This is a genomic window from Nocardia sp. JCM 34519.1 (assembly GCF_020361265.1).
In the GTDB taxonomy this organism is placed as follows: Bacteria; Actinomycetota; Actinomycetes; order Mycobacteriales; family Mycobacteriaceae; genus Nocardia; species Nocardia arthritidis_A.
Genome location: NZ_JAIRBR010000009.1, coordinates 162008 through 181573, shown reverse-complemented (window position 1 = coordinate 181573; position 19566 = coordinate 162008). Strand labels below are relative to the sequence as shown.

Annotated in this window: 21 protein-coding genes; 14 read left to right on the top strand and 7 right to left on the bottom strand. The window is 68.5% G+C overall.

Going from position 1 to position 19566, the window contains the following annotated elements:
- Positions 1-20 precede the first annotated feature (20 nt).
- Both LGY53_RS23020 and LGY53_RS23015 read right to left on the bottom strand, forming a co-directional pair.
- Positions 21-536: a gamma carbonic anhydrase family protein gene (locus tag LGY53_RS23020; RefSeq protein WP_225728760.1), complete on the bottom strand. Its 516-nt coding sequence runs from the start codon at positions 534-536 to the stop codon at positions 21-23.
- Between the two features lie 140 nt (positions 537-676).
- A complete protein-coding gene (locus tag LGY53_RS23015) occupies positions 677-1687 on the bottom strand; it encodes a GlxA family transcriptional regulator (protein WP_225728759.1) in 1011 nt (336 codons plus the stop codon).
- 72 nt (positions 1688-1759) lie between these two features.
- On the opposite strand from LGY53_RS23015, the gene LGY53_RS23010 reads away from it, so the two are divergent.
- Positions 1760-2521: an MBL fold metallo-hydrolase gene (locus LGY53_RS23010; RefSeq protein WP_225728758.1), complete on the top strand. Its 762-nt coding sequence runs from the start codon at positions 1760-1762 to the stop codon at positions 2519-2521.
- A gap of 47 nt (positions 2522-2568) precedes the next feature.
- Here LGY53_RS23010 and LGY53_RS23005 read toward each other — a convergent pair whose 3' ends face one another.
- Complete coding sequence (locus tag LGY53_RS23005; RefSeq protein WP_225728757.1) at positions 2569-3453, bottom strand: helix-turn-helix domain-containing protein; 885 nt, start codon at positions 3451-3453, stop codon at positions 2569-2571.
- Positions 3454-3531: 78 nt separating this feature from the next.
- On the opposite strand from LGY53_RS23005, the gene LGY53_RS23000 reads away from it, so the two are divergent.
- Together LGY53_RS23000 and ald are read left to right on the top strand one after the other, a co-directional pair.
- Entirely contained in the window at positions 3532-4701 is a 1170-nt protein-coding gene (locus LGY53_RS23000; protein ID WP_225728756.1) for an MFS transporter, read from the top strand.
- A gap of 304 nt (positions 4702-5005) precedes the next feature.
- On the top strand, positions 5006-6121 hold the full coding sequence (gene ald, locus LGY53_RS22995) for an alanine dehydrogenase (protein WP_225728755.1): 1116 nt from the start codon (positions 5006-5008) through the stop codon (positions 6119-6121).
- A 1-nt stretch (position 6122) separates the two neighbouring features.
- On the opposite strand, the gene sigJ is transcribed toward ald, so the two are convergent.
- Positions 6123-7064 carry an RNA polymerase sigma factor SigJ gene (sigJ, locus tag LGY53_RS22990; protein ID WP_225728754.1) on the bottom strand — a complete coding sequence of 314 codons (942 nt, stop codon included), beginning with the start codon at positions 7062-7064 and terminating at the stop codon, positions 6123-6125.
- A 360-nt stretch (positions 7065-7424) separates the two neighbouring features.
- Between sigJ and LGY53_RS22985 the strand changes: the two genes are divergently transcribed.
- Both LGY53_RS22985 and LGY53_RS22980 read left to right on the top strand, forming a co-directional pair.
- On the top strand, positions 7425-8081 hold the full coding sequence (locus LGY53_RS22985; RefSeq protein ID WP_225728753.1) for an MspA family porin: 657 nt from the start codon (positions 7425-7427) through the stop codon (positions 8079-8081).
- A gap of 54 nt (positions 8082-8135) precedes the next feature.
- Positions 8136-9080: a cobalamin biosynthesis protein gene (locus LGY53_RS22980; protein WP_225728752.1), complete on the top strand. Its 945-nt coding sequence runs from the start codon at positions 8136-8138 to the stop codon at positions 9078-9080.
- 166 nt (positions 9081-9246) lie between these two features.
- Here the strand turns inward: LGY53_RS22980 and LGY53_RS22975 are convergent, their stop codons facing one another.
- Both LGY53_RS22975 and LGY53_RS22970 read right to left on the bottom strand, forming a co-directional pair.
- A complete protein-coding gene (locus tag LGY53_RS22975; protein ID WP_225728896.1) occupies positions 9247-10134 on the bottom strand; it encodes an SURF1 family protein in 888 nt (295 codons plus the stop codon).
- A gap of 2 nt (positions 10135-10136) precedes the next feature.
- Positions 10137-10646: a low molecular weight protein-tyrosine-phosphatase gene (locus LGY53_RS22970; RefSeq protein ID WP_225728751.1), complete on the bottom strand. Its 510-nt coding sequence runs from the start codon at positions 10644-10646 to the stop codon at positions 10137-10139.
- On the opposite strand from LGY53_RS22970, the gene cobC reads away from it, so the two are divergent.
- From cobC to LGY53_RS22940, 6 genes are all read left to right on the top strand, one after another.
- A complete protein-coding gene (gene cobC, locus LGY53_RS22965) occupies positions 10616-11728 on the top strand; it encodes an Rv2231c family pyridoxal phosphate-dependent protein CobC (protein ID WP_255663944.1) in 1113 nt (370 codons plus the stop codon). The two genes, LGY53_RS22970 and cobC, sit on opposite strands and share 31 nt — an antisense overlap.
- A 128-nt stretch (positions 11729-11856) precedes the next feature.
- Positions 11857-12978 carry a Nif3-like dinuclear metal center hexameric protein gene (locus LGY53_RS22960; RefSeq protein WP_225728749.1) on the top strand — a complete coding sequence of 374 codons (1122 nt, stop codon included), beginning with the start codon at positions 11857-11859 and terminating at the stop codon, positions 12976-12978.
- 502 nt (positions 12979-13480) lie between these two features.
- Positions 13481-14125: a hypothetical protein gene (locus tag LGY53_RS22955; RefSeq protein ID WP_225728748.1), complete on the top strand. Its 645-nt coding sequence runs from the start codon at positions 13481-13483 to the stop codon at positions 14123-14125.
- A 200-nt stretch (positions 14126-14325) separates the two neighbouring features.
- Complete coding sequence (locus LGY53_RS22950; protein ID WP_225728895.1) at positions 14326-15063, top strand: zinc ribbon domain-containing protein; 738 nt, start codon at positions 14326-14328, stop codon at positions 15061-15063.
- Complete coding sequence (locus tag LGY53_RS22945) at positions 15021-16190, top strand: bifunctional RNase H/acid phosphatase (RefSeq protein ID WP_255663945.1); 1170 nt, start codon at positions 15021-15023, stop codon at positions 16188-16190. Before LGY53_RS22950 ends, LGY53_RS22945 begins: the two co-directional genes overlap by 43 nt.
- 152 nt (positions 16191-16342) lie before the next feature.
- Entirely contained in the window at positions 16343-17047 is a 705-nt protein-coding gene (locus tag LGY53_RS22940) for a S1 family peptidase (RefSeq protein WP_225728746.1), read from the top strand.
- A gap of 25 nt (positions 17048-17072) precedes the next feature.
- Here the strand turns inward: LGY53_RS22940 and LGY53_RS22935 are convergent, their stop codons facing one another.
- Complete coding sequence (locus LGY53_RS22935) at positions 17073-17879, bottom strand: helix-turn-helix domain-containing protein (protein ID WP_225728894.1); 807 nt, start codon at positions 17877-17879, stop codon at positions 17073-17075.
- 202 nt (positions 17880-18081) lie between these two features.
- On the opposite strand from LGY53_RS22935, the gene LGY53_RS22930 reads away from it, so the two are divergent.
- From LGY53_RS22930 to LGY53_RS22920, 3 genes are all read left to right on the top strand, one after another.
- Positions 18082-18504, top strand: a complete 423-nt coding sequence (locus LGY53_RS22930) for a hypothetical protein (RefSeq protein WP_225728745.1) — start codon at positions 18082-18084, stop codon at positions 18502-18504.
- 34 nt (positions 18505-18538) lie between these two features.
- Positions 18539-18955, top strand: a complete 417-nt coding sequence (locus LGY53_RS22925; protein ID WP_225728744.1) for an SgcJ/EcaC family oxidoreductase — start codon at positions 18539-18541, stop codon at positions 18953-18955.
- Positions 18956-19030: 75 nt separating this feature from the next.
- Entirely contained in the window at positions 19031-19519 is a 489-nt protein-coding gene (locus LGY53_RS22920; protein ID WP_225728743.1) for a GNAT family N-acetyltransferase, read from the top strand.
- Positions 19520-19566 lie beyond the last annotated feature (47 nt).

Genomic DNA, 19566 nt, shown 5'->3' with positions numbered 1-19566 from the left:
TCCGACCTGTGTGCGCTGAGTCACACCGTCCGTGCGGCCCGGTGATTCGCCATGTTGTGCACGTATACCGCGCCGTTGAGCCGGATGCCGTCCTGCTCGGCCTCGCTCAGCTCGCGCCGCACCTTGCCCGGCACGCCCGCGACCAGGGATCCGGGCGGGATCTGCGCGCCCTCCGGAATCAGCGCATTGGCCGCGATGAGACTGCCCGCGCCGATCACCGCGCCGTTGAGCACGGTCGCGCCCATGCCGACCAGGACATCGTCGCCGATCGTGCAGCCGTGCAGGATCGCGTTGTGCCCCACCGAAACTCCGCTGCCGACAGTGAGCGGGAAGCCGGGGTCGGCGTGTAGTACGCAACCGTCCTGGATATTGGTGCGCTCACCGATCGCGATGGCCTCCATATCGCCGCGGATCACCGCGCTATACCACACGCTGACCTCGGCGGCGAGCGTCACGCGTCCGATCACCGTCGCATTGGGCGCGAGCCAGGCGCCCTCGTCAATTTCCGGCGTGAACCCGCCTACCTCGAGCTGCATGTCAAGAACCTAGCGGTGTGCTCCGCAGCGGTAAGCGGCAGGGCAGCCCACCCCGCGATGACCGGACGGCGGCAATGGGCCTGACGTAACAGCTGATTTCGCAAGGACATGGGTAACTCGCCGGGGACGGGCTAACTCGCTCACGGTCCTACCGCCGGCCGCCAACGCAAATCTTGCGGCACACGAGTCTGGCCTGAAACCACGGGGAGGCGGGACGAGAACAGCGCGCGATGGGCGGCCGGGCTGGTGCCGAGGATGCGGTGGAAGTGGTGGCGCAGGCTGACGGCGGTGCCGAAACCGGTTTCCGCGGCGATGCGGTCGACGGTGTCGTCGGTGGATTCCAGCAGCAGGCGGGCGCGGTCGGCGCGCTGGTGCAGCAGCCACTGCTGCGGGCTGTCGCCGGTGCGTTCGCGGAATCGGCGGGTGAAGGTGCGCCGGGACATGAGCGCGACCGCCGCCCAGCCGTCGAGGTCGATGGGATCGCCGAGATGTGTTCTGGCCCAGACCATCGCGCGCTCGATCGGGTCGTCGTCGGCGGCGTCGGGCACCGCGACGGGAATGTATTGCGCCTGAGATCCGCTGCGGTGCGGCGCGGTGACCAGGGATCGGGCCAGCTCCGTCGCGGCCCGGCTGCCGAGATCGGCGCGCACCAGGTGCAGGCAGCAGTCGAGTGCGGCGGCGACGCCGGCGGAGGTGACGACGTCGCCGAGATCGGTCCACAGCGTGTCGGCGCGCACCCGGACCGCCGGGTAGGCGCGGGCCAATTCCGTCGCGGAGGCCCAGTGGGTGGTGATCTCGCGGCCGTCGGCCAGGCCGCTGGCCGCGATCACCCAGGCGCCGAGACATAGTCCGACGATGCGGGCGCCGCGGGCGTGCGCGCCGTGCAGTGCGGCGCGCAATTCGTCGGAGATATCTCGGCCGCGTGGCCAACTCGGGATCACCACGAGATCGGCGGTGGCGAAGCTCTCCAGCCCGTGATGCACGACGATCTCGAATCCGGCCGGGGTGGAAAGGCTTCCGGGGCGTTCGGCGCAGATTTCGATGCGGTAGGGGGCTTTTCCTTCCACCCCGATGCGGCCGAACACCAGCGCGGGCACGGACAGATGGAACGGGCTGTTGCCGTCGAAGGCGAGTACGGCCACGGTACGCATGGCCCGATCTTAGCGCTAGGCGGCCTGCGGGCCACTTTTGAGGTGGATCCGCGATGGCGCAGGATTCATCTCATGAGTACGAACAACGTCCAGCTGACGGCCCTGCACATCGGCGGGCCGACCCTGCGCTTCGAATACGGCGGGCTGACCTGGCTGACCGATCCCACCTTCGACGAGCCGCGCGACTACCAGGGCGGCTCCAGGCTGCACAAGCTCACCGGGCCCGCGGTGCCGGTGGACGAGATCGGGCCGGTGGACGTGGTGCTGCTCTCGCACGACCAGCACGCCGACAACCTCGACGAATCCGGGCGCGAATTCCTGGGCGCCGTCGAGACCGTACTGTCCACACCGGAGGCCGCGGGACGGATGAACGGCGTTCGGGGACTGGCGAATTGGGAGTCGGTGCGGCTCGGCGACGTCACGGTCACCTGGGTGCCCGCGCTGCACGGGCCGGAAGGTTGCGAACCCTTGACCGGCACGGTCACCGGATTCGTCCTACAGGCCGACGGACAGCCCACCGTGTACGTCTCAGGCGACAATGCCTCCGTGGACCTGGTCCGGCAGATCGCCGAGCGGTTCGAGCGGATCGATATCGCGATCCTGAACGTCGGCGCGGCGAACGTCGGCCGGTTCGGCGATATCGATCTGACCCTCAACGGGCGCACCGCGGTCGAGGCCGCCGAACTGCTCGGCGACGCGGCGATCATCGCGATCCACGCCGAGGGATGGGCGCACTTCAGCGAATCGCTCGACTACCTGGAACGGAACTTCGGCTACGCCGGACGTGCCACGCAACTGCACGTCCCGCCGCTGGGCAAGGTATTCACTGTGTGATCCGAAACTGATGTCGCGCAACGTTTTTCGTTTGGTAGCCTCGGATATCACTCCGGTGACCGGTGTGTGGGCGGGGAATCGGGCTCCGGGGCGATCGTTCGTCCCCGGGGTGGCCGTGCGCCGGGCTCGCGGGTGAGTCGGGGCAATGCGTAGGTCGACGGCGAATCCGATTCCCGCGCACTGCGATACGAGCCCGGCGTATGCCCGAGGGTGCGGCGGTAGACGTCGATGAATGCGCTCGGAGTCGCCCATCCGCAGCGGTGTGCGACCACGGTGACCGGTACCGCGTCGGCCAGCAGTTGGACGGCGCGGTGCAGGCGCAGCTGGGTGCGCCACTGCGGATAGGTCATCCCGAATTCGGTGCGGAACAGGCGGGACAGCGTGCGCTCGGCCGCGCCGACCCGGTGGCCGAGCTCGGCGAGCGACCAGCCGACGGTGAGGTCGTCTTCGATCAATTCGCAAGCCCGGCGCAACCTTTCATCGGTGGCGACGGGCAGGCGCAGCGGTTGTTCGGTGCTGCGCCTGAGCTGGTCGAGCAGCACCTGCCGCATCCGCCGCAATTCCGGTTCCGGCAGCGGGCCCGGCATCGAGCACGCGATGATGAGCTCGCGCAGCAGCGGATGCACCGCTAGTACCGAAGGCGTTGTGCCGCCTAGGGATTGGTCCAGCGGAAAGGCCACCGTGTGGAATCTGGTCGGGCCGTAGAAGTGGTGTTCGTGCCAGTAACCCCCGGGAATCCAGATCGCCCGGTCCGTCGGCGCGAGCCAGCTGCCGCCCGCGGTGCGTATTTCGGCGACGCCGGAGCTGAGATAGACGAGCTGATGTTCGGGATGCCGATGCCGCTCGATGCGGTCGCCCGCCTGCACCGTGCGGGTCCGGGTCGCCGCGGGCAGTTCGCTGCTGAGCACCGGCTCGTGGCCGATTATCGACATGAATTGGCATTTTATCGGAAGCCCGCCCGGTCGTCGCCGACCTACGCTCCGATTCGTGGGACGAATGGAGGGTTGGTGATGGCAACACAGGTCGCGGTCACGCCTGCGGCGGGCCGCTGGGCGCTCTTGCACCGGATGCGCTACTGGGTGGCCGCGCACGCGGTCGACGATTTCTATCAGGGACTGGTGCCTGCGAGCATTCCGTTCTTCGTGCTGGAGCGGCACTACAGCTACGTCGCCGCCTCCGGGCTCGCGTTGGCGGCGACGCTGGGAAGTTCACTGCCGCAACCGATTCTGGGCGTGCTCGCCGATCGGCGTCGGCTGCTCTGGCTGGCTCCGGCCGGGATGAGCCTGGCCGGGCTCGGGGCCGGGCTCGCGGGTTTGGCGCCCGGCTATTTGCTGGTGTGGATGTTGCTGCTGCTCTCGGGCGTCGGCGTCGCCGCATTCCATCCGGCGGCGGGCCGGGACGCGCGACGGGCGGCTGGTGCGAGCGCCACCGGGATGAGCCTTTTCGCGGTGGGCGGCAGCATCGGCTTCTTCCTCGCGCCGGCGCTCGCGACGCCCGCGCTGGTGGCCTGGGGTGTCGGCGCGACGGCGATATTCATTCCGCCCGCGGTGCTGATGGGATTCCTGCTCTGGCGGCATCAGCTGCGGCAGGTGGAGCAGGCCGCCGCGGGCAAAGCCGTCACCGGCCGGGATCGGTGGGTGCCGTTCCTGATGCTCAGCGCGCTGGCGGTGGTCCGGTCGGTCATCGCCTTCGGCGTGAACACCTTCATCGCGCTGTACTGGATCCGGCATCTGGGCGCGTCACAGTCGTTGGGCGGCGTCGCGCTGACGGCATTCCTGGTCGGCGGCGTGGGCGGAACCCTCGCCGGAGGCAGGCTCGCCGACCGGCTCGGCATGCTGCGCACCATTCAAATCGGCAGTGTCGCAGCGATTCCCGCGCTCGTTGCACTGCGCGTGATACCCAATCCGCAGCTGGGACTGGTGTTCGCGGTGCTCGCCGGTATCGCGACCAATATTCCGTTCGCGGTGCTGGTCAAACTCGGGCAGGACTATCTGCCCAGCCGCCCGGGCACCGCCGCCGGGGTCACCCTCGGACTGGCCATCAGCATCGGCGGACTGGCCGCACCGGTGCTCGGCGCGATCGCCGACGCGCACGGCCCGCAGGCTGTGCTGACTGTGCTGTGCTTCGTCCCGTTGGTCGCGATCGTGCTGGCGTGGTTGCTGCCCCAGCCGGAACACTGAGGTGCGCGCGCATCCGCGCATTGCCGATCGGGGCTCTGCGCGGTGCCCACCGCGATGGGCTGTTCTTATTTCGCTCGGGGCTGCGCGGTGCGGAAAACCCTGCTGCGATGGGGCCACTTGTGTATCGCCTCGGGCTGCGATCGCGCTAGGTGGTCGTCGCATCGGGGAGCGCCGAGTCGCTCGCACCGATCCTGCCTGCGCGCGGTGCGCAGAAAAACATCGCTGATGGGACCGAGTGTTGGCAGGGTGCGACACCGGCGCGGCGGTCGTGGCGCGGGGTGGTCCGGTGGTCCACGATGACCGTATGAAAATCGGAGTGCCGCGGGAGGTCAAGGAGCAGGAGTTCCGGGTCGCGCTGACGCCCGCGGGTGCGGGTGAGCTGGTGGCGCTCGGGCACGAGGTTTTGATCGAAACCGGGGCCGGCGCCGGATCCGGTTTCGCGGACTCCGATTACACCGCGAAGGGCGCGGCGCTCGCGGCCGACGCGGATCGGGTCTGGTGGGCCGCGGATCTGGTGTTGAAGGTGAAAGAGCCGATCCCCGTTGAATATTCGCGTATGCGGTCGGAGCAGGTGCTGTTCACCTATCTGCATCTGGCCGCATCGCGGGAATGCACCGACGCGATCCTGCGCTCGGGTATCACCGCGATCGCCTACGAGACGGTGCGGGCCGCCGACGGCTCGCTGCCGCTGCTCGCGCCGATGAGCGAGGTCGCGGGCAAACTCGGCGCGCAAGTCGGCGCCTATCACCTGATGGCCCCGCTCGGCGGCTCCGGTGTATTGCTGGGCGGGGTGCCGGGGGTGCGGCCCGCCGATGTCGTGGTGATCGGCGGCGGTGTGGCGGGCGCGAACGCGGCCGCGGTGGCGGCGGGTATGGGTGCGCGAGTCACCGTGCTGGACACCAACCTGGCCCGCTTGCGCGAACTCGACGCCCGGTTCCGCGGCCGGGTGAGCACGCTGGCCTCCAATGCGGCCGAACTCGAAAAGGCGGTGCTGGCAGCCGATTTGGTGATCGGTTCGGTGCTGGTGCCGGGTGCGCGTGCGCCCAAACTGGTTTCGAACGAGCTGGTCGCCGCCATGCGCCCCGGTTCGGTGCTGGTGGATATCGCCATCGATCAGGGCGGCTGTTTTGCCGGATCGCATCCCACCACGCATGCGAATCCGACCTTCCGGGTGGCGGATTCGCTGTTCTACTGCGTGGCGAATATGCCGGGCGCGGTGCCGCACAGCTCCACCGTCGCGCTCACCAACGCGACCCTGCCCTATGTGAAAGCCATTGCGACGCAGGGTTGGAAGGTGGCGTGCTCGGCGAATCCCGAACTGGCGCACGGGTTGACGGCCGACGCGGGCGTGCTGCGTTCGGTGGAGGTGGCCGCGGCGCACGGATATTCGGCGCCGCGGCCGGTCGGCCTGGTCGGCTGAGCTACTGCGCGTTGAGATACCAGTCGGGGTCGCCCTCGGTCGGCAGATCGCGCAACTTCTCCGGATTGCGGATGACGTTGATGGCGACGATGCGGCCGCCGTCGACGGTGAACGAGAAGACGCCGGTGTGCGTGCCGTCGAACACCAGCAGGCCCGGTTCGCCGTTGACCAGCACCGCGCGGCCCCACGCGCCCTGAGCGGACGGCGCGTGGTACCAACCGAGCAGCATCTTGGCCACCAGCTCGGCGCCGCGCACCGGCTGCCGGATGGCGGGCACCTTGCCGCCGCCGTCCGCGGCGAGGCTGACGTTCGAGTCGAGCACGCCGAGCAGCGCGCTCAAATCGCCTGAGCGCCAAGCGACCGCGAACGCCGAAACCACCTTCTGCTGTTCGTCCGCCGACGCGGGGAAGCGCGGCGTGCCCTCCTCGACCCGTTTGCGGGCACGGGAGGCGAGCTGTCGCACCGCGGCGGGGGTGCGGCCGACCACCTCGGCGACCTCCGGGCCGCTCATGCCGAATACGTCCTGCAGCACGAACGCGGTGCGCTCGGCCGGGGACAGGGATTCGAGCACAACCAGCAGCGCGGTGGTGACCCGCTCGTCCTGGGTGACCCGGTCGGCCGGATCGTCGATGGTGGTCACCTCCGGTTCGGGCAGCCATTCGCCGACGTATTGCTCGCGACGGGCGCGGGCGGAGCCGAGATAGTCGAGAGCGAGCCGGCCGGTGACGGTGGTGAGCCAGGCGCGCAGATTATCGATCTCGCCCGCCTTACCCGCGTCCTGTTGGCGCTGCAGGCGTAGCCAGGCCTCCTGTACGACGTCGTCGGCGTCGGCGAGGCTGCCGAGCGTGCTGTAGGCGAGCCTGCGCAGGTAGGGGCGGTGCTCCTCGAACTGGCGGGCCAGTTCGGCCCGGTCGGTCGAGTGCGGTCGTTGCTCGGAATTCACTGCTGTCGCCGTTCGTCGTGCCTGGCCCTGTCGAGGCCGAGTTTAGAAGTGGTCATCAGGGTGACGACGCGGGACGGTCCAGTGTGACATCGCGGCCGAGATTCGGTGTGCCGGGTCACATTCGACCGGTGCGGTAGGTATCGGTGTGGCATATCACAAAACGGTCGTACGACTAATAAATCCGGCCATAAGCGGCTGGGGAATGAAATGCCGCCCTGGTGAAACCCGGTTTGGGCAGCTCACCGAGCCTATCAATTGTTGCCAAATGATAGCCAGAGAAGTTTCACTTAATCCATCACCTTTGAGGACGCAGCTGGGTTCATCAGCGCGTAGCGAGCGGAAAGTAGAAGAACAACCCCCATGAACCTGGCTGGAATTCGCCGAGGAAGTATCGCCGCCACAGGGCTGGCCGCCCTGGTAACGACCGGATTGCTGATGGGCTCCGGTGTGGCCGCCGCCGATGCGTCCGCCGATAAATCGCGCACGACACGGACCGATGACGGCTGGGACCTCACCGTCACCAAGACCGCCGAAACCCTCGACCGATACCCCAACCTGGCCTCGACCCCGACCACCCGCGAAGGGTTCGTCTCGCTCAAGGGGATCGCCGAATACCACGGCGCCGGCAAGCACAAGGTGGATGCGGGCGATATCGCGTTCGGCTACCAACTCGGCTGTCAGGTGGACGTGTCGAGCGGCCTGCAACTCGGCCTCGGCTTCTCGTTCGGCCCGAATGTCGGCGTCACCGTCGGCGGGACGCCCGGCGTGACCGTCGGCGGCTCGGCCGCGGTGATCCCGAGCATGCAGACCACGCTGAAGCCCGGCGCCATCACCACCATCGTCTTCGGCACCAAACCCCTTGCCGGTCAGCGCGCTTCGATCGCGGCCGAGCAGGTGGAGATCAAGGTCGACGCCTGCGCGGGGCCGGTGACGCTGCGCTCCTTCGCCACCGCGACCATCAAGACCTCCGCCGCCGACCACGCGGTCACCGTCTACGGCGACCCGATGACGCTCTGAGCGTCCAACCGACCACTCGCGACGCCGGGTAGGGGCACCCGTTACCCTCGCCCGGTGTCTACGGGGACCTCGACTGCCGCCGGGCTGCTGCTCGGCTTCGCGCTCGACCGCGCCTTCGGTGATCCGCGGCGCCGGCATCCGGTGGCCGGATTCGGCACGGCGGCAAGCAAACTCGAAGCCATAACCTATGCCGACCGCCGGTCGGCCGGCGTACTGCACGAGGCGATCGCGGTCGGCGCGGTCGCCGGATTCGGTGTGCTGTTGCGCCGCGGCGGCATCGCGGCCACCGCGCTGGCCACCTGGACCGTACTCGGCGGGCATACGCTCGCGCACACCGGCCGGGCGATGGCCGACCGGCTCGAAGCGGGCGACCTGGCCGGTGCGCGTGCGCTGTTGCCGTCGCTGTGCGGACGCGATCCCGACGTGCTCGATGCCGACGGATTGGCCAGGGCCGCACTGGAATCCGTCGCCGAGAACACCTCGGACGCGGCCGTCGCGCCGCTGTGGTGGGGTTCGGTGGCCGGGGTGCCGGGGCTGCTCGCATACCGCGCGATCAACACCCTCGACGCGATGATCGGCTACCGCAACGAACGCTATCGGCGTTTCGGTTGGGCCGCCGCGCGGGTGGACGACCTGGCGAACCTGATTCCGGCCCGGATCACCGGTCTGCTCACCGCGGCGCTCGCGCCGCTGATCGGCGGGCGGCCCGCCGACGCGCTGCGGGCGTGGCGGCGCGACGCGGTGAAACATCCGAGCCCGAACGCCGGTGTCGCGGAGGCCGCCATGGCCGGTGCGCTCGGCGTGCGGTTGGGCGGGCGCACCCAGTATCGGTACGGCACCGAATTGCGTCCGACGCTGGGCGACGGTCCCGCGCCCGGCATTTCGGATCTGCGCCGGGCTGTGCTGATTTCGGAGGGGGTGCAGGTGGCTGCTGTTGTTTTCGCGGCGTTGTGGGCGGCAGCCGGGTTGTGCCCGTTAGGTGCTCGGATCAACAAGTGAGTGATCGATGCGCTGATAGGTGATTGCGCCGCGAAGATGTACGGATCGCCGGAGGCGGCTTGCGGCGTTCAGGTTTCGCATCCGAATGACGCTGTTCCGGCGTGGGTTCAGCTACCCGCGTGTGGTAGGCAGCGCGGGTAGCCGATTGGTGTGCGCGGTTCGCGACTTACTTCCGACCGTAACGATCGGCCAGTCGTGTTTCGGTTGCCGTCGGTGCCGGTTTCGGTTCGGGGGCTTCGGGTTCCGGCTTCGGACTCGCGGATTCCGTTGACGCGGAACCGGATTCGCCCTTCGTGTCGCCTTTTTCCTTGCGGCGCTCCCGGATCTCCGCATAGACGAAATACCCGAGCCCGAGCGGTGCCATGATGCCGAAGGCGAGCCACTGCAACCCGTAGGAGAGGTAGGGGCCCGCATCGAGTTGGGGGAGCGGGTCGGGGGTGAAGGCGCCCGGCTGGCCCGATTCGAGTTGCAGGTAGCCGCCGCGGTCACCGCCGGGGAGCGCGGTGAGCGGCAGTTGCAGCGTCGTCATCTCCTGGGTGACGTCGATCGAGTACACCTGGCGGAACCCGTCCTGCACACTCGGGTCCTTACCGGGAATCACGCCCTCCGCCACCCGGATTCGCCCCTCGATGCGTTGCGGACCCGAGGGCGGGGCGGCGACCTCCGGCGGGCGGGTGCCGTTGACGGCGGCGACGAGACCGCGGTCGACGAGCACGATGCGCCCGTCGTCGAGTTTGAACGCGCCGAGCACCGAGTAGGCGGGCTTGTCGTCGAGATGGCGCAGGCGGACCAGCACCGTGGAATCGGGCAGATAGGCGCCGTTGGCGGTGACCCGCTGCCACTCGTGCACCTGAACCCTGCCGTCGGCGGCGGCCAGCACGTCGACCGGGTCGGCGTGCACCGAATCGGCGATGAGCTGGTTGCGGTGTGAGGTGGTGGTGTTCTTGCCCAGCTGCCACGGCGCGAGCACGGTGAAACACAGGTAGGCGAAGGCGATCACGATGATCGCGAGGATCACCCAGCTGGGGCGCAGCAGGAAGGAGAGTCGGCGCAGCATCAGCGGTGCCCGCCCTTCGTGGTCTCGGGGGCGTCGCCGAGCGCGGCGCGGACCCAGGCGAGCAGACCGGGCACGGCCGCCTCGATCTGTTCGCGCACCAACTCGAAATCGGTCAGGTCGCCGTAATAGGGGTCGGGTACGTCGGGGCCGTCGGCGGACGGATCGAAGCTGCGCAGCAGCCGGTGCCGGTCCGGCGGGACGCCGAGCCGGGCCAGATCCCGGTCGTGCCCGCGGTCGAGCGCGACGAGCAGGTCGGCGCTGAGATGGTCGGCATCGAGTTTCGCCGCACTGTGCCCGGTGGGGTAACCGTGTTCGCGCAGGGTCGAATTCGTGCGCGGATCGGCCTCTTCGCCCACATGCCATGCGGTGGTGCCCGCGCTGCTCACCCGCACCCGGTCGGCCAGACCGGCGCGGTGTAGTTGCGCGGCGAAGATTTTCTCTGCCATCGGAGAACGACAGATATTGCCGGTACACACGAATGACACGTGCAGCTCACCCACGACAGACATTCTGGCCGGTGCCTCTACTACAGCGCCACGTAGGGTGTGCTGTCATGGCAGGGAACAGCGCCGACCACGCGAAGCTGCGCTATCACGGCGATATCGCGGCCCGGCCGGGACTGCTCGATTTCGCGGTGAACGTGCGCGGCGCCGCGCCGCCGGACTGGTTGCGCGCCCGGCTCGCGGCCCGGTTGGACGAGCTGGGGCGGTATCCCGACGCCGCGGAGGAACTCGCGGCGCGGACGGCGGTGGCGGCCAGGCACGGCCGGACGCCGGAGCAGGTGCTGCTGCTCGCCGGTGCGGCCGAGGGTTTCGCGATGCTGCCGCGGCTGGCGCCCCGGCTGGCCGCGGTGATCCATCCCTCGTTCACCGAACCGGAGCTGGCGCTGCGCAAGGCGGGCGTTGCGGTGACCCGGGTGCTGCTCGACGCGCCCTACCTGCTCGATCCCGCTCAGGTTCCGGCCGACGCGGATCTGGTGGTGCTCGGCAACCCGACCAATCCGACCTCGGTACAGCATTGCGCCGCAACGATTCTCGCGTTACGCCGACCGGGTCGGGTGCTGGTGGTGGACGAGGCGTTCGCCGACGCGGTGGCCGGGGAGCCGGAATCGCTTGCCCGCCGGTCACTTCCGGATGTGCTCGTATTGCGCAGCCTGACCAAGACCTGGGCGTTGGCCGGATTGCGTTGCGGATACTGGTTGGGCGCACCGGAATTGCTCGCCCGGCTCGCACACGGCAGGGCGCACTGGCCGCTCGGCACACTGCAATTGGAGGCGATCGCGGCGACCGCTACGCCCTCCGCCGTCGCCGAGACCGAATATGCCGCGAAAGTCATTGCGGCCGAGCGTGCTTCGATGATCGAGCGGCTGCGTGGGCTGGGTATCACGGTGCACACGCCTGCCGAGGGGCCGTTCCTCCTACTGCGGGTGCCGGACGGTGAACTGCTGCGCAAACGATTGACCGACCTCGGTATCGCGGTGCGGCGGGCGGATACATTTCCAGGGTTGGATCAAAATCATCTGCGCGTCGCGGTCCGAGACGCGCAGGCGGTGGACCGGTTGATTGCGGCGATCACGACGGTCGGTTTGTGACGGCTGTGCTATCGGTGTTGTCGGCGTCGTCGGTCGGAGGCTGTGCCGTCGACGTGGGTGGTGTCGTTGATTGCGGATGTTGCTGTCGATCAGAGCTATCGACCGAAATGAACGAAGGAGGCTGAGCGGTGACGACGTTGGCCGAGCTCATCGGCGTACTCGACGCGGCCTACCCGCCGTGGCTGGCCGAATCCTGGGATTCCGTCGGCCTGGTGTGCGGCGATCCGGCGGAGGAGGTGACCCGCGTGCTGTTCGCGGTCGACGCCACTGCGGGCGTGGTGGACGAGGCGGTCGCGTGGGGCGCGCAGGCGCTGGTGGTGCATCATCCGCTGCTGCTGCGCGGCGTCGACACCGTGGCCGCCGATACGCCGAAGGGTGCGCTGCTGCACCGGCTCATCCGCGCGGGCTGCGCGCTGTTCACCGCGCACACGAACGCCGATTCCGCCGATCCGGGGGTCTCGGATGCGCTGGCCGGGGCGCTCGGGCTCACCGTCACCGGCCCGATCGATGCGAAACCCGAAGCGCCCATTGACAATTGGGTCGTCCAGGTACCCAGCTCGCACAGCGATGCGGTGCTGGCGGCCATGTTCGCCGCCGGTGCGGGCGGCAGCGGCGACTATCGGGACTGTGCGCTGCGGGTGCCCGCGGTCGGGCAGTTCCGGCCGATGGCCGAGGCGAATCCGGCGATCGGCTCGCACGGCGACCTGCAGCGGGTGGACGAGGAGCGCCTGGAGGTGGTCGCGCCGCCCTCGGTGCGCGCGGCCGTGCTCGCCGCCCTGCGCGCGGCGCACCCGTACGAATCTCCGGCCTACCACATCAGCGAACGCGCGCTACTACCCGCGCCGGTCGGCATCGGCCGAGTGGGCAACCTGCCGGAGCCGGAATCGTTGCGCGCCTTCACCGAACGCGTCGCGGCCGCGCTGCCGCCCACCGTATGGGGCGTGCGCGCCGCGGGCGACCCGGACCGCACCGTCTACACGGTCGCGGTGTGCGGCGGTGCCGGTGATTCCTATCTCGACACCGTCGCGCGCCTCGGCGTCGACGCGTACGTCACCGCGGACCTGCGCCACCACCCGGTCGACGAACAGCTTCGACGGGGCGGCCCCGCCCTGATCGACGCCGCCCACTGGGCTACTGAATTCCCCTGGTGCGCCCAGGCGCAGAGCATTGTCCGCAATGCGCTCCCAGAGTTGGAGACGCGCGTTTCGAGCGCGCGTACCGATCCGTGGACGGTCGGGGCGAAGAGCTGACGCCGCGGCGGCCGGGCGAGCCCCCGAGTTTCCTGGTGTGCGCGGATACAGCAGTGGTCCGTAATACGCTGCCGGAGTTGGAGACGCGTGTTTCGAGCGTGCGTACTGCTCCGTGGATGGTCGGGCGTAGAGCTGACGCCGCGGCCCGGCCGGGTGAGGTCGCTGAGTTTCCTTGGGTGCTCTGGCGCAGAGGGGGTCCGCGATGCTATCGCGGAGTTGGAAATGGGCGTGTCGAGTGTGCGTACTGATCCATGGACAATCGGGGCGAAGGGTTGATGCCGCGGCCCCGCCCGGGTGAGCCCACCGAATTCCCTTGGTGCGCATAGGCACAGAGCGTGGTCCGTAATGCCACTATCCGGAGGTTGGGACGCGCGTCTCGACCTTGTGCACCGATCGGTGGGTGGTAGGGGCGGAAAGGTAGCGGGCGGCGTGTCTTGGCGTGTTCGGATCCGATCTGGCGGGTCTGCCGAGTGATGGCGGCGTACCGGGGTACAACTACCGCATGAATTTCCCGGTGGAATTCGGGTTCGTGCAAGTCGGCCTGATTCTCATCATCGTGGTCGGGCTCGCGCTGCTGGTGACGGCGATCCTGCGGGTGCGCAAGGTCGGGCTGCGGGTGCTCATCGGACGCGGCGCGAGCGGGCTGGTGCTGCTGCTCACCGCGGTGGTGCTGCTGTGGGTGGCCACGCTGATGCAGACCTATCTCGGTCTGACCGGCGAGATCAAGGCCGCGCACGTGGTGGCGAGCGCGGTGCCCGGCCAGGATCACCAGCTGAAGATAGACCTCACCCTGTATGGCGACGACGAGCATCCGGAGCAGCGCAAGACCTATCAGGTCGAGGGCGATCTGTGGGTGCTGCAGGCCAATATCGTCGAATTGGAGCCGTGGGTGAACGCGCTGGGTTTCCACTCCGGATACAAGGTGTCGCGGCTGTACGGCCAGCGGCTGGACGGGGTGGCCACCAGCCAGCACCAGATCTTCCTGAACGGTGACGACCAGGATTTCTTCAGCGATATGCGGTCCGGCAAGTGGTGGACCGATCCGTTCGTCCGCTCGGCGTACGGCAATGCGGTGATCTCGATGCCGGGCGACTACGACGTCTATATCTCGCGCGATGCGATCAAAACACGCAGTGCTGGTCATTGAGCAACGCGTGGTGTCGGCCGTTGACCGGAGTTCCGGCCATTGAGCGCAGTGTCGACTGTTGAGCGCGATGACGGCCATTGAAATTATGGGTGCCGGAAATTAACTACCACCCGTGCCGGGTGGCCAGGAGCCGAACAGGTCGGTGCGCGAGGTACGGTTGAGGACCCGACCCGTCCATAGCGTGCAGGAGTTTGTCCGCGTTGAATGTCGAACCATCCGTCCAGGCCAAGCTGCTCCAGCTCGCCGCCGTCGACGCCGAACTGACGCGGATCGCGCACCGGCGCGCCGTGCTGCCCGAGCAGCAGGAGGTGGCGCGGCTGGAAGCCGAGCGCAATGCGCAGAAGGACGCCGCGGTCGCGGTGGAGATCGTGCTCGACGACCTGGACCGCGATATCCGCAAGCTGGAGGGCGAGGTGGACGCGGTGCGCAAGCGCGAGCAGCGCGACCGTGGCCTGCTCGACGCGGGATCGGTTGGCGCCAAACAGTATTCGGATATCCAACACGAGCTCGGCAGCCTGGAGCGGCGCCGCTCGGTGCTGGAGGACGAACTGCTCGAGGTGATGGAGCGGCGCGAGGCGTCGGCCGCCGATCACGAGCACGCGGGCGCCCGGCTCAGCAAAGCCGAGGCCGATCTGGCCGACGCGGAACGCCGACGCGATGAGGCGCTCGCGGATCTCGAAGTGGCGCAGGGCCGTTGCGACGGCGAGCGGACCGGCCTGATCGGGCTGTTCCCGGCCGAACTGCTCGCCGTGTACGACAAGCAGCGGGCCCAGCACGGTGTCGGCGCCGCGCTGCTGCAGGCGCGTAAATGCGGCGCCTGCCGGATCGAATTGGACCGCGGCGAGCTCGCCCGGATCGCCAAGACGGCGCCCGATGTGATCGTGCGCTGCCCCGAATGCGGTGCGATCATGGTGCGCACCAAGGAATCCGGTCTGTGACAGAACTGTCGGTGATCGTCGAGGCCGATGGCGGTTCGCGGGGTAATCCCGGGCCGGCGGGCTACGGTGCGGTGGTCTATGACGCCGACCATGTGCGGGTGCTCGCCGAGCGCCGGGAGAGCCTGGGCGTCACGACCAACAATGTCGCCGAATACCGGGGCCTGATCGCGGGTTTGGCGGCCGCGGCCGAGTTGGGCGCCCGCACGGTCGCGGTGCGGATGGATTCCAAACTGGTGATCGAGCAGATGTCGGGGCGCTGGAAGGTCAAGCATGCGGCCATGATTCCGCTGGCCGAGCAGGCAAGGGCGCTGGCCGCCGGATTCGACCGCGTGACGTTCACCTGGATTCCGCGCGAACAGAATTCGCACGCCGACCGACTGGCGAATATGGCGATGGATGACGCGTCGCTGGTCGACGAGGTGCGCGCGGCGAACGGCGCGGACCTGCGCGACCCGGCCGAAAACCCGCTCATAGCAAGGGAACCGGCCGCCGCACCGGGTTGGACCGGCGCGACTGGGCGGCCGACCCGATTGCTACTGCTGCGCCACGGCCAGACCGAATTGTCCATTCAGCGCCGGTATTCCGGCCGCGGCAATCCCCCGCTCACCGAGCTGGGCCGGGAACAGGCCGTGCGTGCCGCGAAAATGCTTGCGGCGAAAGGGGATATCGCCGCGATCGTATCGTCGCCGCTGGACCGGGCCGTGGCGACCGCCGAGGCGGCGGGCGCGGCGCTCGACCTGCCGGTGCGGGTGGTGGACGGCCTGATCGAAACCGACTTCGGCGAATGGGAAGGGTTGACCTTTTCCGAGGCGGCGCAACGGGATCCGGAGTTGCATGCGCGCTGGCTCGGCGATCCCGCCGTGGCCGCGCCGGGCGGCGAAAGTTTCGACGCGGTCCGCGAGCGGGTGGAGGCGGTGCGCCGCGATCTGGTCGCGCTGCACCCGGGCGCGAATGTCGTTGTGGTGAGCCACGTCACGCCGATCAAAACGTTGTTGCAGCTGGCACTGGGAGTCGGGCCCGCGCTGCTGTACCGTCTGCATCTGGATCTGGCGTCGCTATCCATCGCGGAGTTCTATCCGGATGGTGGGTCGTCGGTGCGATCGGTCAACGACACCTCGTACCTATAGAGCCGTGTGGCGCGACCCGAAGCTGTGATAACTGAACACTAGCTGGTTCCGCGTTCCCGGACTTTCACCTGCCGCTATTCCGCGACCGCGCCTATCTTTGATCTTGCAGGAGATAGCCGCGCGATTCGGGGGGACCGTCATAAGGAGAAGTTGTGGCTAGGACATTCAGGTGGGTCACCGCGGTGACCGCATCCTTCGCGGGTCTGGCCGTGGCGGGCGCCGGGGCCGCACAGGCCGATCCGAGCGCTGTGCTCGGCGGCAGCTCCGGCATCATCTTCGACACGGACGCCGCCTGCTCGCTCACCACGATCGGCCACGACAGGGCCGGCAGGCTGGTCGGGCTGACGGCGGGCCACTGCGCACCCGTCGGCGCGAACCTGATCGCCGAGCGGACCAGGGAGGCCGGGGTGGTCGGCCGGGTGGTCTACTCCGATAACGGCGACGGAATCGACTACGCCGTCATCGAATTCGATCCGGACCGGGTGATCCCGGTGCGCACCGTCGGCCCGACCACCATCGACGGCATCGGCGCCGCGCCCGGATTCGGCGGCACCGTCTGCGCCAACGGGCGCAGCAGCGGTTTCGGCTGCGGTGTGGTGTGGGGTGTGCTCGACGGCACCACGATCAACCAGGCATGTTCACGGCCCGGCGATTCCGGTGGTCCGGTCACCGTCGGCGACCGCCTCGTCGGCATGAACCAGGGCAGGCTGACCGGGCTCGGCCCGATCGGCTTCGACGTGCCGTGCACCATCGCCGCCATCCCGTACCACTCGCCCGCCTTCTTCGCCTCGATCGACCAGATCCTGGGTGATATCGATGCGCGCGGGGAGGTCGGCGCCGGATTCCAGCCGATCTGACGAAAACCGTTGTCCGGGTGGATGATCACCCTGCCGCAGTATTCGCCGCCGCCAGCCCGCGCAGGGCGGCGGCGGTGAATTCGTCCAGGGGATAGAACAATTCGATCGCCAGCTCGGAGAGGGTGACATCGGCGGGTGCGCCGAAGGTGGCCATCACGCTGAACATGGACAGCTCACCGTGCGGCGTCCGGATGCGCACCGGCACCTCGAACGGACTCGGTTGCGCGTCGGCGTCTTCCGGGCCATCCGGCGGGAGGGGATACGCGGACACCTCGTCGAGCAGCGCGCGCAGTTCCGGATCGCCGGTGGCATCGGCCTGCCGGGTCAGTCGCTCCAGGAACAACTCTCGCACCTGAACCGGATTGGCGAGGCTGCGCGACAGACCCTCCGGATGCAACACCAGCCGATAGACATTCGGCCGCGGCAGCAGCAGGTGCTCCGGAATGCCTTGCATCAGTACGGACATCGCGGAGTTGCCGAGGTGCACGTCCCACCGCCGGTCGACGACCACCGCCGGATACGGTTCGTGCGCGGCCAGCATGGTGTCCAGCGCGCGCCGGGCGGCGGCCAGACCCGCGTCACCCAAACCGGATTCGCGGTAGGCGGGTGCGTAGTCGGCCGCCAGCAACAGCGTATTGCGTTCGCGCAGCGGCACATCCAGCGCCTCGGACAGCCGGAGCACCATCGCTCGACTCGGTTTGGCCCGGCCGGTCTCCACATAGGACAGATGCCGCGCCGAGGTGTCCGCCGACAGCGCCAGATCCAGTTGGCTCAGCCTGCGCCGCTGCCGCCACTCGCGCAGCAGCGGGCCGATTCGCGACGGGTTCTGCATGGATGCCACCTGATCAGGCTAATCGCCGGCAACGATGCCCGGCCATGACCTCAGAGGTTATTGAGACGCATACCGCACGGCGGCAGGGTGGATAACGGGCGGCTGATCTTTCAGGCCAACCCGGCCGAAGGAGAGTTCTGGGTGATTTCGACGCCCACGGCCGACAAGCTCGAACTCCCGCCGAGAAAGGTATGGAACCTAGATGAGCACATCGACGATGCAGGCCCAGCCGTTGGCTATCCGCGCCGAACAGGGTTTTCTGCGCATGGCGCTGCGGACGGACGGCTGGGGCACCGGCGCGTTCGGCGTGGTGCTGCTGGCTGGGGCGGTCGCGCTGCGTGATCCGCTCGGGCTGCCGACGGGGTGGTCGATTCCGTTCGGCGTCGCCATGGTCGGCGGCGGTTTGGCGCTGCTGCTCATCGCCGGTTACCCGGTGATCGCGGTGCGGCAGGCGGCCACGGTCGTCGTGGTGAACGCGGCCTCCGCGGTCGGCATGGTGGCACTCGCGTACTCGGGCCTCATCGACCTGACCGGTCTCGGCGTCGCCTTCTGCTGGGTCGGGGCCGCCGTCGTCGGCGCCTTCGCCGCCCTCGAGTACACCGGTCTGCGCAAGCTGCGCGATTGATCATCTGGAAGCTCGAAACATGATGTACGACAACATGATCGAATCCGGTGATCGCGCGGCGCTGCTCGCCCTGGAGCGGGCTCAGGCGGCGGCATGGGCGGCGGGTGACGGAGCCGCCTTCGCCGCCACCTGCACCGAGGATGCCGACTTCGTCTCAGTTATCGGCGAATTCATCAGGGGCCGAAGCGAACTCGCAAAGGTGATGCAGGAAGGCTTCGATGGCTTCATGAAGGGCACCCGCTGGTCGGAACCGCGCGAGGTGACAATCCGCTTTCCGGCGCCCGATCTCGCGATCATGGTGACCAACGGCCTCTGCGTGTTGCGCGACGGCGTCGAAACCTGCCGCCCGGAAGACCTTTCGATCCAGACGAGGACCGCCGTAAAGGCGGATGGCAGCTGGCTGTTCACCTCGTTCCAGAACACGCGCATCCGGCCATCGGGGCCCGCCTGATCCGGGTGCGTTGAAAACCGTTGGTGCACTTGCTTGGAGCCGTCGTACGATCCAGTATTCCGAGAGCGAGGTGCGGTGGACAGTTCGGAGATCGGCATCAGGCGGCTCGGCCCGGACGAGTGGGCGACCTTCCGCCGGTTACGGCTGCTGTCCCTCACCGACGCGCCACACGCCTTCGGTGCGACGCTGGCCGAGGCGCAGGGGCGTACCGAAGCGGTGTGGCGGGCGCTGCTGGCCGGGCGCGTCCAGTTCGTCGCGACCGTCGACGGTGTCGAGGTCGGCACGATCGGCGGCCTGGCCGATCCGGAACGCGATGGAGCACACCTGATTTCGATGTGGGTAGCGCCCGGGGCGCGGGGGACCGGTGTCGGTGACGTCCTGGTGCGCGCGCTGCTCGACTGGGCCAGGGGAGCGGGATATCGCAGGGTGTGGTTGGAGGTTGCGGAGGGGAACGTTGTCGCCGAAAAGCTTTATTTGCGAAATGGATTCGCGCGTACGGGGGTGCGATCCATTATCTCGCCCGTGAATCCGCGCCCGGAATTCGAGATGGTGCTGGAGTTCTGAGCCGGTGGGCTCGGTGACGCGCGCTGGCCGCCGTACATGCTCGGATC

What these genes read in the sequence shown, in the direction of transcription:
- LGY53_RS22970 (WP_225728751.1), bottom strand. Translation starts at nt 10,646, where the DNA reads ATGTCTGTCGTGGGTGAGCTGCACGTGTCATTCGTGTGTACCGGCAAT.
- LGY53_RS23005 (WP_225728757.1), bottom strand. Translation starts at nt 3,453, where the DNA reads ATGTCGATAATCGGCCACGAGCCGGTGCTCAGCAGCGAACTGCCCGCG.
- LGY53_RS23015 (WP_225728759.1), bottom strand. Translation starts at nt 1,687, where the DNA reads ATGCGTACCGTGGCCGTACTCGCCTTCGACGGCAACAGCCCGTTCCAT.
- LGY53_RS22945 (WP_255663945.1), top strand. Translation starts at nt 15,021, where the DNA reads ATGCGGTGCGATCATGGTGCGCACCAAGGAATCCGGTCTGTGACAGAA.
- LGY53_RS22930 (WP_225728745.1), top strand. Translation starts at nt 18,082, where the DNA reads ATGAGCACATCGACGATGCAGGCCCAGCCGTTGGCTATCCGCGCCGAA.
- LGY53_RS23010 (WP_225728758.1), top strand. Translation starts at nt 1,760, where the DNA reads ATGAGTACGAACAACGTCCAGCTGACGGCCCTGCACATCGGCGGGCCG.
- LGY53_RS22955 (WP_225728748.1), top strand. Translation starts at nt 13,481, where the DNA reads ATGAATTTCCCGGTGGAATTCGGGTTCGTGCAAGTCGGCCTGATTCTC.
- LGY53_RS23000 (WP_225728756.1), top strand. Translation starts at nt 3,532, where the DNA reads ATGGCAACACAGGTCGCGGTCACGCCTGCGGCGGGCCGCTGGGCGCTC.
- LGY53_RS23020 (WP_225728760.1), bottom strand. Translation starts at nt 536, where the DNA reads ATGCAGCTCGAGGTAGGCGGGTTCACGCCGGAAATTGACGAGGGCGCC.
- LGY53_RS22985 (WP_225728753.1), top strand. Translation starts at nt 7,425, where the DNA reads ATGAACCTGGCTGGAATTCGCCGAGGAAGTATCGCCGCCACAGGGCTG.
- ald (WP_225728755.1), top strand. Translation starts at nt 5,006, where the DNA reads ATGAAAATCGGAGTGCCGCGGGAGGTCAAGGAGCAGGAGTTCCGGGTC.
- cobC (WP_255663944.1), top strand. Translation starts at nt 10,616, where the DNA reads ATGACACGTGCAGCTCACCCACGACAGACATTCTGGCCGGTGCCTCTA.
- LGY53_RS22935 (WP_225728894.1), bottom strand. Translation starts at nt 17,879, where the DNA reads ATGCAGAACCCGTCGCGAATCGGCCCGCTGCTGCGCGAGTGGCGGCAG.
- LGY53_RS22925 (WP_225728744.1), top strand. Translation starts at nt 18,539, where the DNA reads ATGATCGAATCCGGTGATCGCGCGGCGCTGCTCGCCCTGGAGCGGGCT.